Origin of the sequence: Acinetobacter zhairuonensis (genome assembly GCF_022601715.1) — a bacterium.
In the GTDB taxonomy this organism is placed as follows: Bacteria; Pseudomonadota; Gammaproteobacteria; order Pseudomonadales; family Moraxellaceae; genus Acinetobacter.
Genome location: NZ_JAKVIM010000011.1, coordinates 40,662 through 56,507 on the forward strand (window position 1 = coordinate 40,662; position 15,846 = coordinate 56,507).

The 15,846-nt window shown below is 43.2% G+C and carries 15 protein-coding genes; 11 read left to right on the top strand and 4 right to left on the bottom strand.

Features of this window, described 5'->3' with window-relative positions; translation table 11 throughout:
* Window positions 1–29 precede the first annotated feature (29 nt).
* The 10 genes from ndk to MKI85_RS10255 all read left to right on the top strand — a co-directional run bounded on the left by ndk (window position 30) and on the right by MKI85_RS10255 (window position 10,078).
* The gene (gene ndk, locus MKI85_RS10210) at window positions 30–461 is read left to right on the top strand and encodes a nucleoside-diphosphate kinase (protein WP_016166212.1); all 432 of its coding nucleotides are present in this window, start codon (window positions 30–32) and stop codon (window positions 459–461) included.
* Between the two features lie 123 nt (window positions 462–584).
* Window positions 585–1,820 (top strand): 23S rRNA (adenine(2503)-C(2))-methyltransferase RlmN, encoded by a 1,236-nt coding sequence (gene rlmN, locus MKI85_RS10215; protein WP_241627475.1) that lies wholly within the window; start codon window positions 585–587, stop codon window positions 1,818–1,820.
* A 66-nt stretch (window positions 1,821–1,886) separates the two neighbouring features.
* Window positions 1,887–2,651 carry a type IV pilus biogenesis/stability protein PilW gene (pilW, locus tag MKI85_RS10220; RefSeq protein ID WP_241627615.1) on the top strand — a complete coding sequence of 255 codons (765 nt, stop codon included), beginning with the start codon at window positions 1,887–1,889 and terminating at the stop codon, window positions 2,649–2,651.
* Window positions 2,642–3,436 (top strand): helix-turn-helix domain-containing protein, encoded by a 795-nt coding sequence (locus MKI85_RS10225; RefSeq protein WP_241627477.1) that lies wholly within the window; start codon window positions 2,642–2,644, stop codon window positions 3,434–3,436. Before pilW ends, MKI85_RS10225 begins: the two co-directional genes overlap by 10 nt.
* Before the next feature lie 20 nt (window positions 3,437–3,456).
* A complete protein-coding gene (gene ispG / locus MKI85_RS10230) occupies window positions 3,457–4,572 on the top strand; it encodes a flavodoxin-dependent (E)-4-hydroxy-3-methylbut-2-enyl-diphosphate synthase (RefSeq protein ID WP_161934347.1) in 1,116 nt (371 codons plus the stop codon).
* Window positions 4,569–5,864, top strand: coding sequence for a histidine--tRNA ligase (hisS, locus tag MKI85_RS10235; protein WP_241627478.1), 1,296 nt, complete (start codon window positions 4,569–4,571; stop codon window positions 5,862–5,864). The genes ispG and hisS overlap by 4 nt, the downstream gene beginning before the upstream one ends.
* A gap of 33 nt (window positions 5,865–5,897) precedes the next feature.
* Window positions 5,898–6,602 (top strand): YfgM family protein, encoded by a 705-nt coding sequence (locus MKI85_RS10240; RefSeq protein WP_241627480.1) that lies wholly within the window; start codon window positions 5,898–5,900, stop codon window positions 6,600–6,602.
* Window positions 6,602–7,750: an outer membrane protein assembly factor BamB gene (gene bamB / locus MKI85_RS10245; RefSeq protein ID WP_241627482.1), complete on the top strand. Its 1,149-nt coding sequence runs from the start codon at window positions 6,602–6,604 to the stop codon at window positions 7,748–7,750. Before MKI85_RS10240 ends, bamB begins: the two co-directional genes overlap by 1 nt.
* A gap of 163 nt (window positions 7,751–7,913) precedes the next feature.
* Window positions 7,914–9,323 carry a ribosome biogenesis GTPase Der gene (der, locus tag MKI85_RS10250; protein WP_241627484.1) on the top strand — a complete coding sequence of 470 codons (1,410 nt, stop codon included), beginning with the start codon at window positions 7,914–7,916 and terminating at the stop codon, window positions 9,321–9,323.
* Window positions 9,324–9,433: 110 nt separating this feature from the next.
* Window positions 9,434–10,078, top strand: a complete 645-nt coding sequence (locus MKI85_RS10255; protein ID WP_241627485.1) for a 4'-phosphopantetheinyl transferase family protein — start codon at window positions 9,434–9,436, stop codon at window positions 10,076–10,078.
* A gap of 49 nt (window positions 10,079–10,127) precedes the next feature.
* Here MKI85_RS10255 and secF read toward each other — a convergent pair whose 3' ends face one another.
* From secF to tgt, 4 genes are all read right to left on the bottom strand, one after another.
* Window positions 10,128–11,096 carry a protein translocase subunit SecF gene (secF, locus tag MKI85_RS10260; RefSeq protein ID WP_241627487.1) on the bottom strand — a complete coding sequence of 323 codons (969 nt, stop codon included), beginning with the start codon at window positions 11,094–11,096 and terminating at the stop codon, window positions 10,128–10,130.
* Between the two features lie 8 nt (window positions 11,097–11,104).
* Entirely contained in the window at window positions 11,105–13,006 is a 1,902-nt protein-coding gene (gene secD, locus MKI85_RS10265; protein WP_241627488.1) for a protein translocase subunit SecD, read from the bottom strand.
* Window positions 13,007–13,059: 53 nt separating this feature from the next.
* Entirely contained in the window at window positions 13,060–13,389 is a 330-nt protein-coding gene (gene yajC, locus MKI85_RS10270) for a preprotein translocase subunit YajC (protein WP_100242021.1), read from the bottom strand.
* Window positions 13,390–13,489: 100 nt separating this feature from the next.
* The gene (gene tgt, locus MKI85_RS10275; protein ID WP_241627491.1) at window positions 13,490–14,620 is read right to left on the bottom strand and encodes a tRNA guanosine(34) transglycosylase Tgt; all 1,131 of its coding nucleotides are present in this window, start codon (window positions 14,618–14,620) and stop codon (window positions 13,490–13,492) included.
* 286 nt (window positions 14,621–14,906) lie between these two features.
* Between tgt and MKI85_RS10280 the strand changes: the two genes are divergently transcribed.
* On the top strand, window positions 14,907–15,833 hold the full coding sequence (locus MKI85_RS10280) for a sensor domain-containing diguanylate cyclase (RefSeq protein WP_241627493.1): 927 nt from the start codon (window positions 14,907–14,909) through the stop codon (window positions 15,831–15,833).
* Window positions 15,834–15,846 lie beyond the last annotated feature (13 nt).

Here is a 15,846-nt window from a genome sequence, read left to right on the forward strand (position 1 = left end):
CATGTCTAATTTGACTTAAGGAGCCGATCATGGCTATTGAACGTACTTTATCTATCGTTAAACCAGATGCAGTAGCTAAAAACCACATTGGTGACATCTTTGCTCGTTTCGAAAAAGCTGGTCTTAAAATCGTTGCGACTAAAATGAAACACCTTTCTCAAGCTGAAGCTGAAGGTTTCTACGCAGAACACAAAGAACGTGGTTTCTTTGCTGACTTAGTTGCGTTCATGACTTCTGGTCCAGTTGTTGTATCTGTTCTTGAAGGTGAAAATGCAGTTCTTGCTCACCGTGAAATCTTGGGTGCTACTAACCCTAAAGAAGCTGCTCCTGGTACGATCCGTGCTGATTTCGCTGTAAGCATCGACGAAAACGCTGCTCACGGTTCTGACTCTGTAGCATCTGCTGATCGCGAAGTAAACTACTTCTTCGCTCAAACTGAAGTTTGCCCACGCACTCGTTAATCGAGACACTTCAAACCAGATAAGTGTTATACTGCTTATCTGGTTTTTTTATTCTCTTTAGATTTATTTGCTTGAATATTGAGCAATCTTCTTCTCTCTTCGACATGGTTTAGGTAATTACACATGAGTACTGAAGTGGTCGTTTCATCTGCAACTTCTGATGAATCGCAACAATCTTTGTCCACTCCAACACAACAATCTAGTGTGGAAAAAGTGAATTTACTGGGCATGTCACGTTCTGAATTGGAACAGTTCTTTGAAGCTATGGGCGAAAAGAAATTCCGTGCCGGACAGGTAATGAAGTGGATCCATCAATATTTCGTCACTGATTTTGCTGAAATGACCAACATTTCAGGCAAGTTGCGTGAAAAATTAGAGCGCGTATGTGAAATTAAAGCGCCAGAAGTTGTACACCGTAACTATTCTAAAGATGGTACGCGTAAGTGGGTGTTCCGTGTAGGTGATGGTGCAGGTTCATTGGTTGAAACCGTATTGATTCCCGCAGAAGACAAAACGGGTGCGCGTAAAACTTTGTGTATCTCTTCACAAGTGGGTTGTGCCTTAGACTGTTCATTCTGTTCGACAGGCAAACAGGGTTTCCAGCGTGATTTAAGCCCTGCGGAAATTATTGGTCAGCTCTGGATGGCAAACTACTCTTATATGGAAGAGGTGCCAGTTGCAGAACGTGAGCGTACTGTGACCAACGTCGTGATGATGGGTATGGGCGAACCATTACTCAACTATGATGCGGTACTCAGTTCAATGCAGTTAATGCTGGATGATTTTGCCTACGGTATGTCGAAACGTCGTGTGACCTTATCGACTTCAGGTGTAGTGCCGAAAATTGACCAGTTGGCGCAAGACATTGATGTTGCATTGGCAATTTCATTGCATGCTCCAAATGATGAATTACGAAATGAATTGGTACCTATTAATAAAAAGTACCCTTTGGATCAGTTGATTGCAGCATGTCAGCGTTATTTGGCGAAAGATGGCAATGAAAGTGCGCGTCGTCATGTCACGATTGAATATGTGATGCTGGATGGGGTGAATGACCAGCCTGAACATGCGCAGCAGTTATTAAAATTGTTAAAGAATTTACCAAGTAAAATTAATTTAATTCCATTCAATCCATTCCCGCACGCACCATACGGGCGTTCAAGCCGTAACCGAATTATTTCTTTCCAAAAAACTTTGTCTGATGCAGGTTTTGTGTGTACGATTCGTCAGACACGTGGCGATGACATTGATGCTGCATGCGGACAATTGGTCGGTCAGGTGGCTGACCGTACACGCCGTGCAGAGCAATGGAAGAAAAAAGTAGCAGCGCAGAATGAGATTTTGCGCTCAAAAGGATAATAAAGGGGCTGTCAATTGCGTAAACCCACCTACAAATTTGCAAGTATTACAATGTTTTGTCTTTCAATGTCGTTGGTGGGTTGTATTACAACAACCACCTCATCGGCACCAGGGTTTAAAAAAAATCCAGAGAAAGCAGTAGAAGTTCGTACACAATTGGCAGCAGAATATATCCGTAAGGGCGACTTGGATGCAGCAAAGCGTGCACTTGATCAAGCATTGGAAATGGAACCACGAGATTCTACCGCCAATATGATGATGGGTGTGCTATTGCAGCAAGAAGGTAGTCCAGCCAATATGGAAAAAGCGGAGGCACACTTTAAACGTGCCATTTCCGCAGATCCGAAAAATGCGCAAGCTCGTAACAACTATGGTACGTATTTATACGTCGTAGAACGTTATAATGAAGCAATTGAACAATTGACAATCGCTGGTTCAACCTTAGGGTATGATCAGCGATTTAGGGCATTGGAAAATTTAGGGCGTATTTACTTAAAGTTAGGTGATACAGCAAATGCTGAAAAATCATTCAAACAAGCATTGCAAGCAAATCCGAATTCCTATGTTTCAATGTTAGAGTTGTCGGAAATATTTTATTTAAGACAACAAATTCCTGCTGCGACACAGTTATATGAACAATTTGTTCGTCTAGTTGGGCAGAAAAATCAGAGTGCACGTGCATTGTGGATTGGTATCCGTATTGCGCGAGCCAATGGCGACAAGATGGGTATGCAAGTGTTGGTGAACCAACTACGTGCATTGTTCCCAGATAGCCAAGAATATACACGTTATTTGCAATTACAGTACAGTACTGAGGCCGTATGGAAGTAAATCCTAATTCACCGCAATCGAATGGTTCAAGCGTAGTACCTAATGCATTAGGAAATGTCCAGCGTCCTGGAGAATACTTGCGCCAAAAACGTATTGCCCAAAAGCGTGAATTAAGTGAAGTTGCTGCAGATTTAAAAATTCCTGTAAAAACTTTGACTGCATTAGAGCATGATGAATATAAGTCTTTGCCAGAAGCAACCTTTATTAAAGGTTACTATCGTACTTATGCAAAGTATTTGAATGTCGATGCAACATCACTCATCCAGCGCTTTGACGAAATCTATGCCAATGATACTGGCATGGTGCCCAATCATGCTTTGGACAACTCTCCGATCAAGATTATGGGGAAACTACCGGGTTCAAAAAGTGAGCGTAACCGTAAGTGGTTAAAGCGTTCAGTGATTGCAATCGTGGTTCTGTTGATTTTAACTGCGATTATCGGCACCATACAAAACTGGACTTCGTCTAGTAGTAGTTCTGAAGGCAGTGCTGCAGACGCAAGTAAATCTGAGGTTGAGGTCTTGTCTGTAGGTGGTGCAACAGCAGTTTCTGGTGATCAATTGGTCTTGAATTTTAACCGTCCGACCTCAGTTCATATTGTGGATTCGGCAGGTAAAGTTTTGGCGACAGGTCGTCAAGCCAGTACATTGACTTTAAATGGTGAATCACCATTCCAGATTCGTTTGGATGATGCATCCGCAGTGTCATTAAGTTTGAACAATGAGCAGATTTCATTGTCACCATATACGGTAAATGGGAAAGCAGAATTCCGTTTATCTCGTTAATGGTGCCAGAGTAAATAATCATGATTGTAAACCCGATTAAACGCCGTCCTACCCGCAAAATTCGTGTGGGTTCTGTGTATGTTGGGGGCGATGCCCCAATCAGCATTCAGAGTATGACCAATACCGAAACCTGTGATGTTGATGCAACTGTCGCGCAAATTCAGCGTTGTGCAGATGCAGGTGCTGACATCATGCGTGTTTCTGTGCCCTCAATGGAAGCTGCAGAAGCCTTTGGTGAAATCCGCAAGCGTGTACAAGTACCCTTGGTGGCGGACATTCACTTCGATTATAAAATCGCATTGAAAGTAGCGGATATGGGCGCGGATTGTTTACGTATCAATCCAGGGAATATTGGTTCAGAAGCCAAGATTCGTGAAGTGGTGGCGGCTGCACGTCATCATGATATTTCCATGCGGATTGGTGTGAATGCGGGTTCCCTGGAAAAAGATATTCAAAAGAAATATGGTGAGCCGACGGGTCAAGCGCTGCTTGAATCAGCGATGCGCCATATTGATATTTTAGACCGTTTGAATTTCCATGAGTTCAAGGTATCAGTGAAAGCATCGAATGTGTTTTTGACTATGGATGCCTATCGTTTGCTGTCTCAGCAAATTGATAACCCCTTGCATTTGGGTGTGACTGAAGCGGGTATTTACCGTACGGGTTCAGTTAAATCTGCAATTGCTTTGGGTGGTCTGTTGATGGAAGGCATTGGCGATACCATGCGTATTTCCTTAGCGGCAGAACCCGAAGAAGAAGTTAAAATCGGTTTTGATATTTTAAAATCATTAGGCTTACGCTCTAATGGCATTAACTTCATTGCTTGTCCGAGTTGTTCGCGTCAAGAATTTAATGTCATTAAAGTCATGCAAGACCTCGAGGAGCGTCTGGAAGACATTCGTACCCCAATGGACGTTTCGGTGATTGGGTGTAAAGTGAATGGTCCTGGTGAAGCCAAAGAGGCGGATATTGGCGTGGTGGGGGCAAGTCCACGTTCACTTGTGTATCGTAATGGTGAGAAAAGCCATTTAATTGATACCAAACAGTTAGTTGATGAAATCGAAACAATGGTTCGTCAACGTGTTCAAGAGCTTGAAGAAGCTAAATCTAAAGAGATCATTCGTAGTTCATCATGAGTTCAATTGTCGCAATCAAAGGTTTTAATGACATTCTTCCAACGCAAACACCTGCATGGAGACGTCTAGAGCAACATTTAGCATCGTTAATGGATGCCTATGGCTATCAACAAATCCGTTTGCCTATTGTTGAACAAACTAATTTGTTCAAACGTACGATTGGTGATGCGACGGATATCGTTGAAAAAGAAATGTATACGTTCTTAGACAAAGGTAATCCGCCTGAGTCTTTGACACTGCGTCCTGAAGGAACGGCAGGTTGTGTGCGTGCCATGCTTGAGCATAATTTACTCCGTGGCGCAACCCCGCGCGTGTGGTATATCGGACCGATGTTCCGTTATGAAAAACCACAAAAAGGGCGTTACCGTCAATTCCACCAGTTTGGTGTGGAAACCTTTGGTGTGGCAACGCCTGATATGGATGCTGAGCTAATTTTGATGACTGCACGTCTATGGAAACGCATGGGTGTCGCGGACAAAGTTCAGTTAGAGTTAAATACGCTCGGAGAGTCTGACGAGCGTGCTGCTTATCGTGCGGCTTTGGTTGAGTTCTTGGAATCACATAAAAATGATTTGGATGAAGATTCACAGCGCCGATTAACCACGAATCCTCTGCGTATCCTTGATTCTAAAGATGCAAAAACCCAAACCATTTTAGAAAATGCACCGAAATTGCATGACTTTATGGGTGAAGAGACCTTGCAGCACTTTGCAACTTTGCAGCAGTATTTAAGCGATGCAGGCATTGAGTTTGTGATTAATCAGAAACTGGTTCGTGGTTTAGATTATTACAACAAAACTGTATTTGAATGGACGACTACACATTTGGGTTCACAAGGTACGGTGTGTGCAGGTGGTCGCTATGATGGTTTGGTCGGACAGCTTAAAGGAAAGGCTGATCAGTCTGTACCAGCGGTTGGTTTTGCTATGGGCATGGAGCGTCTATTGCTTTTGTTAGAGCAAGTTGAAGATGCAGCTCCAGTATGTGATTGCGAAATTTTCTTGGTAGCAGATCCTGCGTCTCAAGGTAAAGCTTTGCTATTGGCGGAACAAATCCGTAATCAGCTAGAAGCAGTACAAAGCCCATTGCGTTTAAAAGTGGGCTCTCAAGGCTCCATGAAAAGCCAAATGAAAAAGGCGGATCAATCAGGTGCAATCTATGCCTTGATCTTGGGTGAGCGTGAGTGGGAAGCACAGCAATTCGCTGTTAAAGCACTAGCAACTGCAGAGCAGTCTGAAGTCGCTATTGCCGATGTAGTACCATTCTTCATCGAAAAATTTTCTTCAAAATAAGAGTCAAATAACATTCAGGAATAGGGTAATCAAATGAGCGCATCATTGAGTGAAGAAGAACAACTTGAGAGTTTAAAATCCTTCACGAAAAAATATGGTTCAGCCATGATTAGTGGGATTTTAATTGCGTTGATTGCCTTTTTCGGTTGGGAATACTGGCAAAAGAAAAACCTTGCTGAGTCGCAAATGCAAACGGCAAAAGTCCAGCAATTGATGGATGATGCGCGTAGCGTGCAAGGTAATCTGAATGCGATGACTGAATTGACTGAAGCAGCGGATAAAATTGTGAAAGACAATCCAGATTCAGCTCAGGCGATTCAGACCCAGTTTGTGATGGCAAAGTTGGCGTATGACAATGCTGACTATGCAGGTGCAGAGAAAGCCTTGAAAAAGGTAGAAAACTCTAAAGTGAAAGATGATGGTTTGATTCAAGTCGTCAAGCTACGTTTAGCTTATGCACAGTTGGCGCAAAATAAATATGAAGACGCACTCAAGTCTTTAGCCTCTGTGACAGATCCAGCCTTCAAAGCAACCGCAGATGAAGCACGTGGTGATGTCTATGTGGCGAAGAATGATGTAGAAAATGCAAAGAAAGCCTATCAAAGTGCATGGGATGCATTGGTTGAGCGTAAACAAGAGCGTCAAATTTTACAAATTAAACTCGAAAGTGTTGGCGTTTTAGTGGATGATCCTGAAATCGAACGCCCAATTTTAGAAACACAAGTGGATGAGTCTTGATGGATAGAAAATATAAAATACCGTTTGCACTAACAATTTTGACGCTTGCTTTGGTTGGTTGCTCAAGTAACAAAATTAAAGTTGAAGATGCAAAACCAAGTCCATTACCAAAACTCGAACAATCGAAAAGTCTAGCTGCGGTCTTTTCACAAAGTGTTTCATCGACTTCAGTAGCCGATCCATTACGTTTGCAACTTGATATCGATAATGGCGTGATTTTTATTGCTGATCCTAACGGTGAAGTCGCAGCTTACCGTGGCAAAGACAAAGTTTGGAGTAAAAAAATCTCTAAACAAGGTCTGAGTTCAGGTGTAGAAGCCAAAGATGGACTGGTAATTGTCGGTAATCACAAAGGTCAATTGTTTGCGCTGGATGAAGCGACGGGTGAGCAAAAGTGGACTGCACAATTAACAGGTGCAATTTTAGCACCTTCATTGGTGCAATCTGGTCGTGTGGTCACTGTGAGCAATGATGGCACGGTCTATGCGCATGACCTAGAGACTGGACAGCAAGTTTGGAGCTATGATCTGCCCAATGTTCAGTTTAGTTTACGCGGAACTTCAACACCTGTTGCGTTAGATAGCCGTACTGTATTGGTGTCTTCAGCCAATGCGTATGTGTATGCCTTGGATATTTTAAGTGGTGTGCCACGTATGCAGCGCCGTGTTGCAGTCAGCGATGGTCGCTCTGATATTCAGCGTTTAAATGATGTGGATGGAGATCCTGTAGTTGCAGGTCAGCTTTTAGTCACCACCAGCTTTCAAGGTCAAGTGACGGCGACTGATTTGGCTTCACAACAAGTGATTTGGAGTGAAGATGCGAGCAGCACCAAACGCCCTGAAGTTGCAGATAATAAAGTTTTTGTAGCGCAAGCGGATGGCAAACTCACTGCTTATGATTTGGCGACAGGACAGCAATTGTGGCAAAATGAACAACTTTTGAACCGTGAGTTGAGCAACCCTGTGCTTTTTGGTCAAGACTTGGTGGTCGGTGATTTAGATGGGGTATTACACCTGATTGATCCGAATTCAGGTCAGTTAATTGGCCGTGCCAAAACCAGTGGTGCGGTGCGTACATTACGTGTTATTGACGGTCAACTCACAGTGGCGACACGTAAGGGTACATTTAGCGTTTGGCAGAACCGTTAATTTTTGTCTGCCTTATGTTAAACTAAGTCAAATCCGTATTTTTTGAACACGGGGTATTTGAGAAAATTCAATGCCCCGTGTTTTATTTAGCATTTTTTAAATTCTTCCATTTTTCTGATGTTCAGACCAGTCCTACTGGCTGATCTTGAATAAAGGTTAATCTATGAAACCCGTAATTGCGCTCATTGGTCGTCCGAACGTCGGAAAATCAACCTTATTTAACCAGATTACCAAAAGCCGTGATGCTTTGGTAGCTGACTTCGCTGGTCTGACGCGCGACCGTAAATATGGCGATGCTGTTTATCAAAATAAATCTTTCATTGTAGTTGATACCGGTGGTATCGGTGAAAACGAAGGTGGAATCGATTCTTACATGGCAGAGCAGTCTAAAACTGCGATTCATGAAGCAGATATTATTGTTTTTGTAGTCGATGCACGTGCGGGCTTATTGGCTTCGGATGAACAGATTGCACGTGAACTCCGTACTTTAGGTAAAAAAGTTTATCTTGTTGCCAACAAGGTCGATGGCGTACATGCTGAAGCTGCATTAGTGGAATTCTATAAGCTAGGCATGGGTGAGCCACTCCAAGTCGCGGCAAGTCATGGTCGTGGTGTACAACAAATGCTGGAAGATGTTCTGGCAGATGTACCAGAAGATGAAAATCCAGAAGAACATGACAAAAATACAGGTTTACGTTTAGCGATTATTGGTCGCCCAAATGTGGGTAAATCGACATTGGTTAACCGTTTGCTTGGCGAAGAACGCGTGGTGGCATTTGACCAACCCGGCACAACACGAGACTCGATTTATATTCCTTTTGAACGCGATGGTCGTCAATACACCCTAATTGATACTGCGGGTGTGCGTCGTAAAGGTAAAGTGGATGAAATGATCGAGAAATTCTCGATTGTGAAAACATTACAAGCCATGAAGGATGCGCATGTTGTTGTTGTTGTTGTTGATGCTCGTGAAGGTATTGTAGAGCAAGACTTGCACCTTATTGGTTATGCACTGGAAGCAGGGCGTGCCATGGTGATTGCGATCAACAAATGGGACAACATGTCTGAGTATGATCGTAAACAGTGTAAGCTAGATGTTGAACGTCGTTTTGACTTCATTCCATGGGCAAAAATTCACTTAATTTCTGCACTGCATGGTACGGGCGTAGGGGAAATGTACCCATCGATCCATCGTGCTTATGAATCTTCGCATTTGAAAGTTTCACCAGCCAAAATTACGCAAATTTTGAGTGATGCTGTAGATGCACATCAACCACCAATGGTGGGTGGTCGTCGCATTAAAATGCGTTATGCACATATGGGTGGGCAAAATCCACCAACGATCGTGATTCATGGTAACAAAGTAGATAAAACACCAGCAGATTACCGTCGTTACTTGGAAAATGTGTTCCGTCGTGTGTATAAACTGGAAGGCACGCCTGTACGCATTGAGTTTAAAACCTCTGAAAACCCATTTGAAGGGCGTAAGTCGCAAGTGGATGAACGTACTGCTGCGCGTAAACGTCGTTATGTACAGAAGTTCAAAAAAGCAGAGAAAAAATTCAAGCGTTAAGCCAAGCTTGAACGCTCGGATAGCAAAAGCCCAAAGTGATCTTTGGGCTTTTCTTTTGGGATTAACTTCTGAATTCTTTTAGAATAGGTTCAGGATGAAGGGGGATAGGTGTGACAAAATCGATTCATATAGACGTCAGTTGCTTGGAACAATTTATTCAGTTGCCTGATGGTTTGGAACGTAAAGCCAAAATACAACTGCAAAAACAGGCCATCTATCAATTCCGTAATCAATTACTGACACAGCACTTACAAAATGAAATCCAGAATACTGATTTCTCCAAGACTGAATATGGCAAGCCCTATTTAGCACCATTTCCGCAGGCTGCTTTTAATCACAGCCATAGTCGCAAGCATTATGCTTTAGCCTTCAGTGACTCGATTCCACAGGTGGGAATTGACGTGGAAGATTTGGATCGGGCTGTGCGTTTTGAAGCACTGGCACAACATGCTTTTCATCCTGAAGAGCTGCGTTGTTGGGCTGAATCAGACTACTCCTCTGAATATTGGTTTCGGGTGTGGACCACCAAAGAGGCAGTACTAAAAGCATCTGGGTTAGGGATTCGTCTCACTTTGAAAGAGTTGAATACGCAAGTGCATCCAATTCATGATGGAGGGATGTGTCAGCATCCTGACATTGGTAGCTTTGCCTATCAGAACTATCTTTTAGGACAGATGATGCTGACGGTGGCTTGGCAGGCAGAAGCATCTTGTCGCGGCTTTCAGTGGCCGCAGATTCAAATTATTCAGCATTAAAAAAAGCCCATCCGAAGATGAGCTAGTACTTGAGCCTGTTGTTTAGGACTTAAGGAATTTCTTCCTCATCAAACTCAGGTTTTACTTGAACAATAAAGTCTTGACGGTTGAGACCACGCCAAAGTGCAAATGCTGTACCGATATAAATCGATGAGTATGTTCCCACAAAAACACCAATAAACATGGCAACAGAGAACCACTTCAAACCATCGCCACCGAGCACCATCATTGCGACAACCACTAAAAGTAGCGTCATAGAGGTGTGGATGGTACGACGTAAGGTTTCAGTCAATGCAATATTGATGATTTCACGCGGTTCGGCACCACGGATTTTACGGAAGTTTTCACGTATACGGTCGGACACCACGATATTATCGTTCAGAGAGAAGCCGATCAGCGCTAATATTGCTGCCAGTACAGTCAGGTCAAATGGCCACTGCATCAAGGCAAAAATACCAATAGTCACCACCACGTCGTGGAATAATGATAATACTGCACCCATTGCAAGTTTGAACTCAAAGCGAATAGTGACGTAGATCAACATCAGGATCATTGCAAGTGCAACAGCACCCGCAGAACGTACATAGAGTTCATTACCAACCTGTCCACCGACGACATCCACCTTGTGCACGGTTACGGTGTTATTGGGTAACTGTACCGCTTTGGTGATGGAGTTGTTCAGGTCTTCGACAGTTAGGTCTTGCGGTGGCATACGCACCAACAGGTCTTTATTACTGCCTAGCGTCTGAACCACGGTATCTTGGAAGCCAGCTTGCTCTAGTGCTTGTACCACAGCTGCTTGGTTCGCAGGTTGTGCATAGTTCAATTCAGCAGAGATACCACCTGTGAAGTCCAAACCTAAGTTCAGACCCCGAGTCACGATAAAGAAAATACTGGCGATGGTCAGGATAATCGAGAAAATTGCGGCTGGTTTCGCAATTTTCATAAAGTCGATTACACGTTCATCATCTGGGCGACCATATTTTTTTGAATTTGGTTGAGTCATGTCAGTCATCATCGATCTCCTTAAATGCTCAACTTCTTCAAGTCACGCTTTTTGCCATAGATCAATTGGACAATCGCACGCGTTACTGTAATGGCAGTAAACATCGAGCAGATAATACCGATCATCAACGTCACCGCGAAGCCTTTGATCGGACCTGTACCAATTGCAAACAAAATGAAAGCAACCAAGAAGGTGGTTAAGTTCGAGTCTAAAATGGTGTTATAGGCTCGGTCATAACCTGCAATAATGGCTTGCTTCGGTGAAGCTCCCCATTTCATTTCCTCTCGTATTCGCTCGCAGATCAGGACGTTGGCATCGACTGCCATACCAATAGTGATGACGATACCTGCAATACCTGGCAGGGTGAGGGAGGCGCCAATCCAAGACATGACGGTTAAAATCATGGCCAAGTTGAACACCAAGGCAAAGTTGGCGATTAAACCGAATAGGCGGAAGAACACCACCATCCAGATGGCCACCAGTAAGAAACCGATTTGGGTGGATAACACACCTTTGTCGATGTTTTCTTGACCGAGGCTAGGACCAACTACGCGCTCTTCTACAAAGTACATTGGTGCAGCCAAAGCACCCGCACGTAACATTAATGCCAATTCAGCCGCTTCTTGCGGTGAATCTAGACCTGTAATACGGAATTGCGAGCCGAGTACCGCTTGAATGGTTGCAGCATTGATCACTACAGATTCTGCATACGGTGTACGCACTTCAGTTTGCGTACCTGTTTTCGGATCAGTCACATAGCTAATCTTCTGTTTATTTTCAATAAACAAAACTGCCATACGTTTGCCAACCGCATTACGAGTCGCATCTGCCATCAGCTTGCCACCTGCGCTGTCGAGGGTAATATTTACCTCAGCACCGCCAGTATCTTGGCTAAAGCCAGAAGAAGCATTTTGAACACGTTCACCCGTCAGAATACGGTTACGGTTGAGTAATAACTCACGACCACTGTCGAGGGATTGGTAGGCAAAAACTTCAGTACCTGGAGGCAGTGGCTGACCATTAGATTTACCCGTATATGGGTCGATATATTGGTCGTTTTGATCGGATACGAGACGGAATTCAAGGTTCGCAGTACGACCTAAAACACGTTTTGCTTCTGCGGTATCTTGTACGCCTGGTAATTCCACCACAATACGGTTATTACCTTGCGTCTGTACCAGTGCTTCAGCAACACCTAACTCATTAATACGGTTACGTAAGGTAGTTAAGTTTTGATTGACCGCATAAGATTGAATTTCTTGCTTACGTGTATCGGTATACGTCAAACGCAAGCTTGCACCTGTATCTGAAGCAACTGCTTGTTGAGCAAATTCAGTGCTATTGCTACGTAAGAAGCCCATCACAGCATCACGGTCTGTGTTGTTCGCAAATTGCAAGGTGATGGTATTGTTATTCAATGACAGACTATTGAACTTCAATTTATTGTCACGCAATTGACGACGCAGATCGGTTGCCGAAGTTTCCATACGCTGGCTGATCGCTTTGTCCATATCCACTTCAAGTAAGAAGTGAACACCGCCACGTAAGTCCAAACCAAGCTTCATTGGTTTAGCACCAATTTTCTGCAACCACTCAGGTGTGGTTGGCGCAAGGTTCAGTGCAACAACGTAGTTATCGCCAAGCCCACGACGTAATGCATCTTTGGCTTTTAACTGAGCTTCAGATGAATCGAGACGCAGTAATGCAGCGTTATTGGTAAAGCTATTGTCATGCGTTGCAATATTTTCGCTTGTTAAAATTTGCTCTGCTTTTTGTATGATGCTTTGGTCAATTTGAGTACCAGCTTTGGCACCTGAAATTTGAACAGCAGGTTCATCAGGATACAAACTAGGCAGGGCATATAATGTACTGATTATGAGAACGACAATAATCAGTAGATATTTCCATGCTGGGTAACGCATTTGTTTTCTTCTTAAAATGAAAAAGTCGTGCGAGGTGCACGACTATTTTTTGATTAAAGGTTATTTAATGTGCCTTCAGGAAGAACTGAAATCACACTTGCGCGTTGAATTTTCACTTCTACACCACGGTTTAATTCAACCACTGCAAAATCACCTTCAATTTTAGTAATTTTACCCATCAAACCACCAGCGAACACAACTTCGCTACCCACACCTAAGCTTTCAACCAAAGAACGGTGTTCTTTAGCACGCTTAGATTGCGGACGCCAAATCAGGAAATAGAAAATTGCGACGAAAACCGCAATCATCAGTAAGTTAGCCATCAGGCTTGGTTGTTGTGCAGCTTCACCTGCTGCGTGAGCAGTAGAAATAAAAAGGCTCATTTCAATTTCCTAAACAATAAAAACTGGTATCAATTTGATAATAAATAGACTTGTTCTGCAATTTACCTTGTCTTTTTCTTCAGCGCAAATGCTGAAAGAATTAATCTTGTGGACAAGGGGGTACTTCTAAGCCACGACGTTGGTAAAAGTCTTCTACAAAGGCATCAAAAGTACCGTTGTCGAGGGCATTACGAATGTCTTGGGTGAAGCGTTGGTAGTAACGTAAGTTGTGAATGGTACCCAACATTGAACCGAGCATTTCGCCACATTTTTCTAAATGGAACAGGTAGGCACGGGTAAAGTTTTTGCAGGTATAGCAATCACAGTGTGGATCAAGCGGTTGCTGATCGAAACGGTATTTACTGTTACGGATACGTACTAAGCCATCCGTTACAAAGTAGTGACCATTACGTGCATTACGCGTCGGCATCACGCAGTCAAACATGTCGACGCCACGACGGATCCCTTCAACGATATCTTCTGGTTTACCCACACCCATTAAGTAGCGAGGTTTATCCTCAGGCATTTTAACTGGTAGATAATCCAGCACCTTAATCATTTCTTCTTTTGGTTCACCAACTGAAAGTCCGCCAATCGCATAACCATCAAAGCCAATTTCAAGTAAACCCTTTAAAGATTCGTCGCGCAGATCTTCGTACATGCCACCTTGAATAATACCGAACAAGGCATTGCTATTGTTTAATTCATCATGGTGATGCGTTTTGCAACGCTTTGCCCAACGAAGTGAAAGCTGCAAAGATTTTTGCGCTTCTTCATGCGTGGCTGGATAAGGCGTACATTCATCAAAAATCATGACGATGTCAGAATTCAAAGTCTTTTGAATTTCCATTGAAATTTCTGGAGACAAGAAAACTTTAGAACCATCAATCGGAGAGCGGAAGGTCACACCTTCTTCTTTAATCTTACGCATTGCGCCTAGACTGAAGACTTGGAAGCCGCCAGAGTCAGTCAAAATAGGCTTGTCCCAATTCATGAACTCATGTAAGCCGCCGTGCGCTTTAATGACGTCTAAGCCTGGACGTAAATAGAGATGGAAGGTATTGCCTAAAATAATTTGGGCTTGAATGTCTTCGACATCACGTGGCAGCATGCCTTTAACCGTGCCATATGTGCCGACAGGCATAAATACAGGCGTTTCCACCACACCATGTTCAAGTGTTAAGCGACCACGGCGTGCACGCCCTGATTGCGCAAGTTTTTCAAACTTCATACAGTTTCCAAATCAAGGCGAAAAAACAGTTCGCTGATTGTTCGAGCTAAAAAGAGGGCTATTTTCCTCGATTCTGCGATTAAACGCCAGTTTTGTGATGTATTGATCTGTTAAATCAGATTAGCAGTGCTAAATAATATAAATAAGTTAGTGTGATGTGTGTCGCGTAAAACATTGTTCTGCAATGATTTGTTTCTCTTTTACCCATAAATGGTGATTAAATTAAGCTTAATTTTAGTGTTTACTGCTTGTTTAATAATGAAATGGATATTCCTAGGGGTGGGGTGTGAGTGAATTAAAAGAATGGCAGTTTTATAAAACACTGCTTGAAACAACCAATGCAATACCATGGCAAATTAATTGGGATACCAAAGAATTTAGTTATATTGGACCACAAATTGAGAACCTATTGGGCTGGCCACAGGACAGTTGGAAATCTACGCAAGACTGGATTGACCGTATGCATCCCGATGATCGGGATAAAACGGTGGGCATGTGTATTAATTTGTCTGATGAGGGCACAGATCATGAGGCAGATTATCGTGCCTTAACCCAAGATGGCAGTTATGTCTGGATCCGCGATGTGGTGCATGTGATCCGTGAAAATGATCGCACCATTGCGATTATTGGTTTCATGTTTGATATTTCTGAGCGTAAGCGCATGGAATTAGAACTCGAAGAACTGAATAAAAAGAATCAAGAATTGTTGTTACTCGACTCCTTAACCCAAGTGGCGAATCGTAAAGCCTTAAATGAACGTATCGAGCATGAATTTAAACGTGCAGAGCGCAATCATCGTCCACTGTCTGTACTGTTTATCGATATTGATAACTTTAAACAGTATAACGATGAGCATGGACATTTGCAGGGAGATCGCTGCCTGATCGCAGTGGCGCAATTGTTGAAAAAAATGTTTAGTCGCGCCTCTGACTTTGTTGCACGTTTTGGCGGAGAGGAGTTTGTGGTAATTATGCCTGAAACAACCTTGGATGATGCAGTGATGTTGGCTGAACGTTTCCGCAAGTCTGTCATGCATTTGACCATTCCGAATCTGAGTGAAGAACTCCCTGCTGATGTAACCGTGAGTATTGGAGTGAATACCCATGGTGCAGGGCAAAGCTTCTTGAATGTTTCTAGCTTTTTGCAATTGGCAGATGAGTTGCTATATCGGGCTAAAGCTGAAGGTCGGAATCAGATTTGTTATTTGTCTTAAACTGAAAAAAAGC

Coding starts and splice junctions, on each gene's coding strand:
- ndk (WP_016166212.1), top strand. CDS start 30: ATGGCTATTGAACGTACTTTATCTATCGTTAAACCAGATGCAGTAGCT.
- rlmN (WP_241627475.1), top strand. CDS start 585: ATGAGTACTGAAGTGGTCGTTTCATCTGCAACTTCTGATGAATCGCAA.
- pilW (WP_241627615.1), top strand. CDS start 1,887: ATGTCGTTGGTGGGTTGTATTACAACAACCACCTCATCGGCACCAGGG.
- MKI85_RS10225 (WP_241627477.1), top strand. CDS start 2,642: ATGGAAGTAAATCCTAATTCACCGCAATCGAATGGTTCAAGCGTAGTA.
- ispG (WP_161934347.1), top strand. CDS start 3,457: ATGATTGTAAACCCGATTAAACGCCGTCCTACCCGCAAAATTCGTGTG.
- hisS (WP_241627478.1), top strand. CDS start 4,569: ATGAGTTCAATTGTCGCAATCAAAGGTTTTAATGACATTCTTCCAACG.
- MKI85_RS10240 (WP_241627480.1), top strand. CDS start 5,898: ATGAGCGCATCATTGAGTGAAGAAGAACAACTTGAGAGTTTAAAATCC.
- bamB (WP_241627482.1), top strand. CDS start 6,602: ATGGATAGAAAATATAAAATACCGTTTGCACTAACAATTTTGACGCTT.
- der (WP_241627484.1), top strand. CDS start 7,914: ATGAAACCCGTAATTGCGCTCATTGGTCGTCCGAACGTCGGAAAATCA.
- secF (WP_241627487.1), bottom strand. CDS start 11,096: ATGATGACTGACATGACTCAACCAAATTCAAAAAAATATGGTCGCCCA.
- secD (WP_241627488.1), bottom strand. CDS start 13,006: ATGCGTTACCCAGCATGGAAATATCTACTGATTATTGTCGTTCTCATA.
- yajC (WP_100242021.1), bottom strand. CDS start 13,389: ATGAGCCTTTTTATTTCTACTGCTCACGCAGCAGGTGAAGCTGCACAA.
- tgt (WP_241627491.1), bottom strand. CDS start 14,620: ATGAAGTTTGAAAAACTTGCGCAATCAGGGCGTGCACGCCGTGGTCGC.